The sequence below is a fragment of the Frankia sp. CcMO1 genome (assembly GCF_977945845.1).
In genome coordinates, this window is the sequence record NZ_CDWTMG010000190.1 from 1 (window position 1) to 9,490 (window position 9,490).

The window sequence follows — 9,490 nt, forward strand, 5'->3', positions numbered from 1 at the left end:
CGACCGTTACGTCGCGGCCCCTCTGCCCGCATGGTCCGCGGCGTGGTATCGGCGAGTTCGGAGGCGGCGAGATGACCATGGCCCGTCATCCCTGGTATCTGATCTGCGAAACTGGTCCGTAGCCGTGCCACGCTGGTGGCATGGCTCCGCGGCTGGGCATGCTCTGAAGCCAGGAGGATCACACGGCGTAGAGCCGATCATGACATGGAGCGGTTTCGAAGACTACCGCCGCTTTCAGCATGTCAACGACCCGAATTGATCAGTTTCCTGGATGAGGCATCATCACCGGTATCGCCATGGCGGACGGCGCGTGCGCCGCGGATGCCGAGCCAGCCAACGACGGAACCGATTACGAGGGAGACGACGGTCAGGACCAAGTGCACCGTGAAGAAGCCGGTCGGGCCGTCGTCCCAGGAACGATCATCCTTCCACACGTTCCGAAGGAAATTTGGCCAGATCGCCCACGTCCACACACCCACCGCGATCAGGAACCAGGAAACACGCTTCGACAGAGTCGCCCACCCAGCTTGCACCCAGAACCACGCGCAGCTCAGGTGAGCAACGTCCTAAGTTCCTCCGCCTCGATGCCCGCCTGACGCAGAACAGAGGCGAGCGTGCCCGTCGCCAGCTCCCGGTGAAGCGGAACGATCACGACCCGGGCGTTCTCCTTGTGCCTCAGCTTGCAGTGCGAGCCACGCGTGGCGACCTCCTCGAAGCCGGCACGCCCCAGAGCCTTCACCACCTTCGCCCCGGAGACCCGAGGCAGCGCGGGCGTCACGCCGACAGGCGGATGTCCAGCGGAGCGACGATGGGACCGTCCGCAGCGGTCACGGGGAACGGCTGGTCCTCGAAGTACAGCTCCAGCGCCTCGCGAAGATTTGCCAGCGACTCCTCGACGCTGGCTCCCTGGCTGGTCACCTCGGCCTCCAGAGCCCGTGCCACGCACCAGTCGCCCTCATGCGTGACGACAGCCGTCAGCCGCGCCGCTCGCTCCATGGAGATCAGCCTAGCCGTCCCTACCACTCCTGGCGAATCGCTCACCGTCACCCCCTCGACATGATCGACCAGACCTCTGTCGACCATACGAGCGGAAACGATCTCTAACGGCCCGGGTACACACGAGAGACGCAAGACCACTCCCGGCCCCGGGGAGTACCTAGGTCATAAGTGAATGTTCTACAAGTTTGGCCAGATGGCCCACGTCCACACACCCACCGCGATCAGGAACCAGGACGCGCGCTTCGACTCCAGTCACCCCACCGGCAGCGAGCCGCGGTCTTCGTGTGGGGGCGCGAGTTCGGCCACGTAGATCGCCCTAAGGGGACGTAATGAAGTAACAAATACGCGATCGAGAGCATCATCGCAGGTCGCAGGCCTGTGGAGGGTTCGAAACGCGCAAGTTATTTCATTTCGACTCCTAAGGTGGGCGGACAGACAAAACCCCGGGGCATGCCGCCTGAGCGGTAGAGGCCATCCGGGGTGTCCACCTCGAAAGTCTAGAAGACCGGTAACCCGATGTCGAACGCCGTGACCCCGTCGCACGCCCTCGCGGTCCAGCTCCGGCGCAGGCTGAGCGCCGAACGCCTCGATCCGTACGAACGGGCCTGCAACCACGACCTCGAGCGGGCAGTGGCCCTGTACGAGTGGAACAGCAGCATCAGCGCCGCGTTCCACGAGGTCCTCGGGCTCTTCGAGATCGTCCTGCGCAACGCCCTGCACGACCAGCTCACTCTCTGGCATCAGCGCCAGCGAAGGCCCGGCCAGTGGTACGACGACCCGGCCGGCATCCTCGAAGCCCATCGACGGCAGGACATCGCCGACGCCTACGTCAGGTTGCGGCGCGACGGGAAGGTCATCACGCCTGGTCGGATGATTGCCGAGCTGACGTTCGGCTTCTGGCGCTACCTCCTGACCAGGCGATACGAGGGAACCCTGTGGACTCCCGCACTCCGCCGCGCGTTCCCGAACCTTCGCCCGGCACAACGGACCCGGATCTACAACCCCGTCGACAGCCTCGTTCGGCTCCGCAACCGCGTCGCGCACCACGCACCAATCCACAACCGACCACTCGCGGCCCTCCACCATGATCTGCTGCGTGTCGCCGGGCACCTCGACGGCGGTGTCGAAGAATGGATCCGCGGCCGAAGCCGAGTGCCCACCCTCCTGTTGTCACGACCGCCGCAACCGCCACAGCACCTAGGCCATAAGTGAATATTTTACAAATTCGGCCAGCTACCCTACGTTCAGACACCGGCCGCGATCAGGAACCACGATCCGACGACCATGGCCTTCGATGTCCCGCGGCTCACGCCCGCAGGTGCTGGAGCGGCCCGGCGAAGGTCCGCATCACCTCGCTGAACGTTGTCTCAGGGCGGTAGGCGGGCGGCTGGACCAATTCCCCGGCCCCGCTGTGGGCCGCTCCGAACCGCATGGTCCACAGCATCGTCTCGGCCACCGGGAGGATGGCCACGACCGCGTCGTTCTCGTCCTCCAGCTGGCCCGTCAGCCAGGAGACGCGGTCCGACTGCAGCGCGCAGACATAGATCACCTCACCGGCTGCGTTACCCGGGGCCGCACGCAGCCGCGCCGCCTGGTCCCCGGCGGCCAAGGCCTCGCCCAGCCGGTCGGCGACCAGCTGACGTTCCCACAGCTGCGCATCCTGGGCGATCCGGACGACGACGCCACCGCACAGCCTCCGCTCGACGTGGATCTGCGCGTCGGTGTCGGTGTCCTCACCGAAGTACCACGCGAGGACGTCGGGCAACGCGGCCCGCAGCTCCGCGGCGGACGGCTGGGCCATCGCCAGTCCTGGGCACTGCGGGGACCAGGCTGACCACGAAGGCCCGTCATGCCGCACGATCAACGAGACGGGCCTACCCACGATAGATCATCTCGCGCGACTCCTCCGCCGTCCCGCCGCTTTGATCAGTATCCGCGCTTCCCCCACTGCCCGGGAGCACTTTGCGGTAAAGGTCGAACCGATTACGCGCAACACCGGCCTGTCCCGCACAACACCGACCTCTCCCGGACGACGGTCTGGTCACGGGCGGCACCGACACGGAGGATGCGCAAGGGATACGCAAGGCGGGCAAGGTGGGCGGGCCGGCCAGGTCGGCGGGCAAGACGGGCAAGACGGCGGGATGGCGGGAGGGAGCGATGGAGGGGGCCGACGACATCCGGGGGCGCCGGATCGAACCAGACGAGGGAATGCTGTTGCGAAGGCTGCGCCTTGCCGCGCTCGCCGATGCTCCTTCGGCGTTCTGGCAGACCCTGGCCGAGGCGAGCGCGCGGCCCGCCGAGGAGTGGGACGCCCGCGCCCGCGCCGGGACCCGCGCCACCCGCGCCACGGTGACGGTCCCCGCTTCGGGTGACGTCATCGCGACCGATATCACGGGTGCCCCAGTGGGTTAGGGAACAACTCCGGCGGTTATCCTTGACAAGCCCCCGAAAAATCCTCTACGGAGGACCAGCGCGAGGAGGTGGCCGCTGTGAGTCCTGGCGGGTGCTCCAGTAAAGGCCGCTTCCTGCTCGTGGACGTCAGCCATCGCTGAATCCCGGGCCGATGAGCGCGCACCGTCGCGCCCGGCCCGCGTCCACGGAACCCGGGTAGACGACGCCCGGGGCACTGTTCGGAAGTCCGGCCTGTTCGGACGCACGGCCCTCCTGTCCGGTGCAGCCGTGCCGTCGGCGACGGCGTCTCCGGCTCGGGAGTCGATGGTCACCGCGATCTCCCGGCCCGATCGGTTCGTGCCGGTAGCGCGGATCCACCCTGTCCCGGCCGGGCTTCCCTGATCCGTCCGGGTCGGCAGTCGCATGGGCCGCGAGCAGTGCACAAGCAGGTGCGGTCGATCGAAGTCGTGTCGACCAGAGGTCGCCGTGGCGGTGCCGCCCGCGGCCTGCTCGAGGAATGCGCACTCACAGCTGTCCGGCGGTGACTGGGGCGCGCGGAGGGGGATCTTCCATGAGCATCTCAACATCACGGGCCGCGGGACGTCGTGGTGCCTGCACCGAGCGTCTCGACCTGCCCGCTTCCGGCCGGGTCACACTGATCCCCCGGGGCATGGACCGGGAATCGGTCAGTCGCTTCGCGGAGGCCATCGCCCGTTTCCTGGGAACCGGGCGGTACCTCGCCATTCAGACCTGTATCGTGATCGTCTGGATAGCCTTGAACATCGCGCTACCGCTGCTGCGGTGGGATCCCTACCCTTTCATCCTGCTGAACCTGGCCTTCTCGACCCAGGCCGCCTACGCGGCGCCGTTGATCCTGCTCGCCCAGAACCGACAGGACGACCGTGACCGTGCCTCGCTGGCCGAAGATCGGGCGGTCGCTGTACGTATGCGGGAAGACACCGAGTTTCTCGCGCGTGAGATCGCCGCGCTCCGGCTTGCCCAGAGCGATGCGGCGACCCGGCAGTACGTGCGCGGCGAGCTGGCCGGCCAACTCGAATCTCTTCGCGGCGACATCGAGAGCCTGGTTCGGGACGCGGTTCGCGTTCCGCACCAGACGGCGTCGGATGAACGGAAGCCAACCGCGGCACGATCGCCGTCACGGCACGGCGGGCCGGCGTCCACGGCCGGTGGTGGCCTCCGGGAAACGAGCGACCCCGAGACCGAGGACCCACCCGCCACGGGCAAGCCGAATGCCGGGAATCCGGAACGCCCCCGGCGGCCCAAGCACCACAAGCGCAGGAACACCACGGGTGTGAGCACGACCGGCATCCTCCCTCGCTCCACGGACGCCGGGTATGCCACCCGCACCGGGAACCGCGAAAACGGCGGTCCCGACAGGAAGACGACGCCGACCATCGCCACCGGTCCCACCCCGGAGACCACGCTCGACGACCCCACCCGGGAGGCCAGCGCGACGACGCACCTCAAGAACAGAGGATTCACAACACACGGGCACCATAGCCTCTCTGCCCATACGGGCTCCTCCTGGCATTCAATGGGAAAGCCGCAACCAGTGGATTCCTCCACAGGAAACACCCACTCGCGACACGGGCCGTGACCACCCTTCTGCGGAACGGGGCAACCCAGTAGCGTTCGACAGGTGCGTGTCCCCTGTCCGCCCCGGCATGACCCGCGTCGCCTCCGCGGAAGCCTCGGGCGGGCGCTGGTGGCCGTGGCGGTCCTCGGAGCGATTCTCGCCCCGTTCCTGAAGATCGTTCCGGCGGCCGCGGCCGTCCCACTCGCCGCACCGGCACCCACCGCCGCCTCCGACTCCGCTCCCCCGGCCGGTCTCACGGCCGGTCTCACGGCGGCTGAGTGGCTTGTCGCGGACGCGGGAAGCGGCGCCATCCTCGCCGCCTACCGCCCCCACGCCCAGGATCTCCCGGCCAGCACGATGAAAATCCTTACCGCGCTGACCGTGCTGCCCGGCCTGCCGCCGGACCGGGTCGTGACGGTCGACGAGAACGCCCCTCGGGTGGACGGCACGAAGGTCGGTCTCGTGCCGGGGGTCGGATACACCGTCCGTGACCTGGCGACTGCCATGCTGATCTCCAGCGGAAACGACGCGACCATGGCCCTGGTCCAGGCGAGTGGGGGAACCCCCGCCGTGCTGCAGCGGATGAACGCTCTGGCCAGGTCGCTCGGCGCGACGGACACCATCGCCGGTGACCCGACCGGGCTGGACAGTCCGGGCCAGGTCACCAGTGTGCACGACCTAGCCGTGCTCGGTCGGGCGGCGTTGGACAACCCGACGGTGCGGAGCTACCTGACGATCCCGCGCGCCTCGCTCGCCGGCCGGGGGGGTACCCGCTTCGAGATCCAGAACCACAACGCCCTGCTGCGTTCCTACGAGGGGGCTATCGGGGTGAAGAACGGCTACACCATCGCGGCCGGCGCGACGTTCGTCGGCGCGGCCACCCGCGACGGCCACACCCTCATCGTCGCCCTGCTGCGGACGGCTCCCGCCTACGGCAAGGACGCACGCGCGCTGCTCGACTGGGGTTTCGCGCACGCCGACACGGTCACCCCGGTCGGGTATCTCGCGAACCCCAGGGCGACGGCGCCGGCGTCGAGCGGGCCCGCGGGAGACCGGCCCTCCGTCAGCCCGGCGGGTCCAGGGATCGTGCCAACCGCCGGCGCGGCAACAGCCTCCTCGCGGCACGGAGTCGCCCGCGCGGGCGATCCTGGCAGCGGCATCGGCCCGATAACCTGGATCGCGATCGGCTGCACCGTCGTGGCATGCCTGCTCACCGCGCTCACCCGTCGAGCCGCCCGAGTGCGTCGGCGCCAGCACCGGCGGCGGCACGCGGCGGCGGGCCTCCGGGACGTCGAGCGCCCGTCGGGTCGGCCGCCCGCACCGCGCGATGGACACGTGTCCGTGAGGCTGAGGCCGGCGGCCGGACCTGATCAGTCCGACCTGCTGGATGTCCCCGAGGGTATGCGGCGGCGCAGGAGTGCCCGTACCCGGGCGGGGATGGGCACCGTGCCACGCGGGCTGCCCTCCGACGCCACCCGCAGCGGTCCGGCCAAGGATGGCTTCGCCGATGACGAGTCGGGTGAAGCCGGCTCGAGCGGCGTCGAGCCGGTCTGGGAGCCGGACACCGGGCGGCGGGAGGCCTCCGGGTTCGGCGAGCCGCTCGACCGGTAGGACGCCGGCCCCGCGGATCCCGCGCCCGCGCCTGCCGCACCCGCGCTCCCCGCCGCCGCGTGGTCGGCCGCCTCGGCGACGGAATGCCGGGCTGCCGAACCGGAGGGGAAGACGTCGGAGTTGTAGGGCGCCGTCACGGTCCAGGCCGCGACGAACAGCGTCCATCGCATGACGATGTTGATCCAGATGAGCAACCCGACGATCACCGCGAACGTACCGTACACCGGATTGCTCATGGTCTGCCCGACCAGCCAGGTGCCGACGATCTTGAGGATCTCGACTCCGACGGCGCCGAGCACCGCACCCCGGACCGTCCGCACCCGGTCGGTCTGCTGCGGCAGCCGCCAGAACAGATAGAGGAAAACCGCGGTGTCGATCGCGAGGACGACGAGCAGGGCCAGCAGGCCGGTCACCCAGGCCGCGGCGGTGCTGCCGGACAATCCGATCCAGCTCAGGAATGACCCGGTGGCCGAGGTCGAGAGGCTGGTCACGACGAGTGAGGCCAACAGAGTCAGCCCCAGTCCCGCGAGCACCGTGACATCCCGCAGCCGCCGGGTGATGATGTTGCCAACGTCGATGTCCTGGTGCCATACGAGACGGATGGCACCCCGCAGCGCGTCGATCCACGCGAGTCCGGCGAGCAGGAGGCCGGCAAGACCGATAATGCCCACGCCGACCTTGGCGTTGCCAATCGAGGCAACGTCGAGCTTGTCCGCCAAGCCCGGAAGATAGTCGTTGATCTGCCGGGTCAGGCTCTCCTGCACATCGGGGTACGCGTCCACGACGAAGCCGGTGACCGCGAAGGCCAGCGCGACCAGCGGGAAGAACGACAGGAACGCAAAGTAGGTCGCCGACGCCGCGAGACGATCACCGCCGTCGGCTGTGTAGCGGGAATATGCCCGGATGAGGTGATCGAGAAACGGACGTTTCCGGCGTACTGCCACAGCGGTGCCGGAAACCGTCCCGACACTGGCCCGTACCGCCTGACGAGGTCCCGCCACATTCGTTACTGTCCCCCCGGCGACGCGCGCTTACTCCCGAGATCCGAGTGTGGCGCGTCGCCCCCCGCCGCCCACCGGTTCCGGCCCACGCGCAGGGCGACCGAACGGGAAGAAGCGTAGTTGCCGCCAGCGCAGGTCGGCGCCTCTTTCATACAGCCCGAACCCGTTGACTTCGAACTGCGCCTGATATTCGGCGAGCGCATCGAAGGCGCGGTCCAACGCGTCCTCGGCGAGGTCGTGCGCGACGGTGACGTGCGGATGGTAGGCGAAGCTGAGCGGCCGGTCGAGAGGACCGGACCGCACCACCGCCGCCAGTTTCTCGCACCGGAGGATACCCATGGCGAGGGCGACGAACACGACCGGGGACAGCGGCCGGAACGTGCCGGATCCCCCGCAGGCGGATGGTGAACGGGGAGTTCGCCCGCGCCGCCCGCGCGAGGTGGCGCTCGATCACGGGCAGGTCCACGAGCCCGACGGAGGTCGGACCCAGCAGGGTGACGTGCGGGACGATGAGGGCTGCGTTCGGATCGCCGAGTCGCTCCCGCCAGTCCTGAAGCTCTGTGCGGTACGGCTCGGGGATGCCGATCGCCACGCCGATGTCCACCCGACCCGCGGAATCGACCGGATCAACCGGATCAACCGGAACAACCGATTCACCGGGATCAACGGCCGGGACAACCTGGACGGTATGACCGTTCACCCCCTCAGTCATGCGGGACCGGCTCCCCGACGAAAGCAGCGACGCTCGCTACTCTGCGTATCCATGCCTGCCTGCGCCGGGTGAGGAACCGGCCGTCGGGATCGGTCTCGCCGAGGAAACATGCCGACATCATGGCCCATGAGCCACGGCCGTCCCGCGCAGACCATGGGAAGGAGATCTGGATTCCAGATCATGACCAAAAGCTGACAATGCCCTCGGAAGAAACCGGCATCCGACCGGAAACGGTCACTGACGGCCGCGCCGCCCCCGCCCTTTCTCGCACGTCACGCCGAGCGGTTTGCGGACCACGAGGGGGCCTGCGCCAGGATCGCGTCCGCCAGCGGTGGCCAGGCTCGCTGGGCCCACTCGCCAAAATCACGATCACAAAGAGTCACACATGCGAGGCGGGCGACGGGATCCACCCACAGGAAGGTCCCGCTCTGCCCGAAGTGGCCGAAGGTCGACGGCGCGTTGGAGCTGCCCGTCCAGTGCGGGTGCTTGTTGCCGCGGATCTCGAAGCCGAGTCCCCAGTCGTTGGGGGTCTGCTGGCCGAAACCCGGCAACACGCCGGCAAGTCCGGGAAAGGCGACCGAGATGGCCGTGGCGAACGTCGCGGAGGTGATCAGCGTCGGGGCGAGGAGCTCGGCAGCGAAGCGTCGCATGTCGGCAAGCGTCGCCGTCACGCCGGAGGCCGGGGATCCCGTCAGCCGGGCACCGTGCATCCCGAGGGGCTCGAAGACCGCCTGGGCGAGGTAGTCGGCGAAGGCGATGGTGGTCGCCTTCTCCAGCGCCTCCCCCAGCCGCTCGAACCCGGTGTTGGAGTAGATGCGATGGGTGCCCGGGGGGGCCAATGTGCGGGTCCCCGAGAACGCGAGCCCGGAGGTGTGGGCGAGTAGATGAGCCACGGTGGACCTGGGGGGTCCGGCGGGATCGTCAAGCCCGATCGCGCCCTCCTCCACGGCGATCAGGACCGCATAGGCGCTGAGCAGCTTCGACACCGAGGCCAGCCGGAAGGGGTGATCGAGTGGTCCGGTCCGCGTCACCTCCCGGACCCGCGGGGTCACCGCTGCGTCCGGCCACCCGGACCCCGCACCCGGTCCGACCGCCTCGTCCGCCCGACCCATCACCGCGACCGCGACGGTCTCGACCGGCCACGCCGCCACCTGTCCAAGAGCGTCCACGTTCCGTAAA

11 protein-coding genes and 2 pseudogenes are annotated in these 9,490 nt (G+C 68.8%); 4 read left to right on the forward strand and 9 right to left on the reverse strand.

All coding sequences use genetic code 11. The features are described 5' to 3' along the window. Positions 1-242 precede the first annotated feature (242 nt). From AC08OU_RS18550 to AC08OU_RS18565, 4 genes are all read right to left on the reverse strand, one after another. Positions 243-533 (reverse strand): SCO4848 family membrane protein, encoded by a 291-nt coding sequence (locus AC08OU_RS18550; RefSeq protein WP_476601427.1) that lies wholly within the window; start codon positions 531-533, stop codon positions 243-245. A 17-nt stretch (positions 534-550) separates the two neighbouring features. Continuing rightward, positions 551-778 carry a type II toxin-antitoxin system HicA family toxin gene (locus AC08OU_RS18555; RefSeq protein ID WP_006542954.1) on the reverse strand — a complete coding sequence of 76 codons (228 nt, stop codon included), beginning with the start codon at positions 776-778 and terminating at the stop codon, positions 551-553. Further along, positions 775-996 carry a type II toxin-antitoxin system HicB family antitoxin gene (locus AC08OU_RS18560; protein ID WP_476605406.1) on the reverse strand — a complete coding sequence of 74 codons (222 nt, stop codon included), beginning with the start codon at positions 994-996 and terminating at the stop codon, positions 775-777. Before AC08OU_RS18560 ends, AC08OU_RS18555 begins: the two co-directional genes overlap by 4 nt. A 180-nt stretch (positions 997-1,176) precedes the next feature. Continuing rightward, a complete protein-coding gene (locus tag AC08OU_RS18565) occupies positions 1,177-1,251 on the reverse strand; it encodes a hypothetical protein (protein WP_476592178.1) in 75 nt (24 codons plus the stop codon). A 264-nt stretch (positions 1,252-1,515) separates the two neighbouring features. Between AC08OU_RS18565 and AC08OU_RS18570 the strand changes: the two genes are divergently transcribed. After that, entirely contained in the window at positions 1,516-2,211 is a 696-nt protein-coding gene (locus AC08OU_RS18570; protein WP_476601429.1) for an Abi family protein, read from the forward strand. Positions 2,212-2,305: 94 nt separating this feature from the next. Here AC08OU_RS18570 and AC08OU_RS18575 read toward each other — a convergent pair whose 3' ends face one another. Beyond that, the gene (locus tag AC08OU_RS18575) at positions 2,306-2,800 is read right to left on the reverse strand and encodes a hypothetical protein (RefSeq protein WP_476601430.1); all 495 of its coding nucleotides are present in this window, start codon (positions 2,798-2,800) and stop codon (positions 2,306-2,308) included. A 293-nt stretch (positions 2,801-3,093) separates the two neighbouring features. On the opposite strand from AC08OU_RS18575, the gene AC08OU_RS18580 reads away from it, so the two are divergent. The 3 genes and pseudogenes from AC08OU_RS18580 to AC08OU_RS18590 form a co-directional block, all read left to right on the forward strand. After that, positions 3,094-3,411 carry a hypothetical protein gene (locus AC08OU_RS18580; RefSeq protein WP_476601431.1) on the forward strand — a complete coding sequence of 106 codons (318 nt, stop codon included), beginning with the start codon at positions 3,094-3,096 and terminating at the stop codon, positions 3,409-3,411. Positions 3,412-3,961: 550 nt separating this feature from the next. After that, a complete protein-coding gene (locus tag AC08OU_RS18585; RefSeq protein ID WP_462203780.1) occupies positions 3,962-5,008 on the forward strand; it encodes a DUF1003 domain-containing protein in 1,047 nt (348 codons plus the stop codon). A 114-nt stretch (positions 5,009-5,122) separates the two neighbouring features. Beyond that, positions 5,123-5,890, forward strand: a pseudogene (locus AC08OU_RS18590) (D-alanyl-D-alanine carboxypeptidase family protein); the annotation flags it as partial. A gap of 467 nt (positions 5,891-6,357) precedes the next feature. Here the strand turns inward: AC08OU_RS18590 and AC08OU_RS18595 are convergent. The 4 genes and pseudogenes from AC08OU_RS18595 to AC08OU_RS18610 form a co-directional block, all read right to left on the reverse strand. Further along, positions 6,358-7,542 (reverse strand): YihY/virulence factor BrkB family protein, encoded by a 1,185-nt coding sequence (locus AC08OU_RS18595; protein WP_476601432.1) that lies wholly within the window; start codon positions 7,540-7,542, stop codon positions 6,358-6,360. Between the two features lie 87 nt (positions 7,543-7,629). Then, positions 7,630-7,938, reverse strand: a complete 309-nt coding sequence (locus AC08OU_RS18600; protein ID WP_476601433.1) for a 2'-5' RNA ligase family protein — start codon at positions 7,936-7,938, stop codon at positions 7,630-7,632. A 73-nt stretch (positions 7,939-8,011) separates the two neighbouring features. Next, positions 8,012-8,311 (reverse strand): annotated as a pseudogene (locus AC08OU_RS18605) (2'-5' RNA ligase family protein); the annotation flags it as partial. A gap of 272 nt (positions 8,312-8,583) precedes the next feature. Beyond that, the coding region (locus AC08OU_RS18610; RefSeq protein WP_476605407.1) for a serine hydrolase domain-containing protein at positions 8,584-9,490 on the reverse strand (907 nt) is incomplete at its 5' end.

Coding starts and splice junctions, on each gene's coding strand:
- AC08OU_RS18585 (WP_462203780.1), top strand. CDS start 3,962: ATGAGCATCTCAACATCACGGGCCGCGGGACGTCGTGGTGCCTGCACC.
- AC08OU_RS18560 (WP_476605406.1), bottom strand. CDS start 996: ATGGAGCGAGCGGCGCGGCTGACGGCTGTCGTCACGCATGAGGGCGAC.
- AC08OU_RS18575 (WP_476601430.1), bottom strand. CDS start 2,800: ATGGCCCAGCCGTCCGCCGCGGAGCTGCGGGCCGCGTTGCCCGACGTC.
- AC08OU_RS18600 (WP_476601433.1), bottom strand. CDS start 7,938: ATGGGTATCCTCCGGTGCGAGAAACTGGCGGCGGTGGTGCGGTCCGGT.
- AC08OU_RS18570 (WP_476601429.1), top strand. CDS start 1,516: ATGTCGAACGCCGTGACCCCGTCGCACGCCCTCGCGGTCCAGCTCCGG.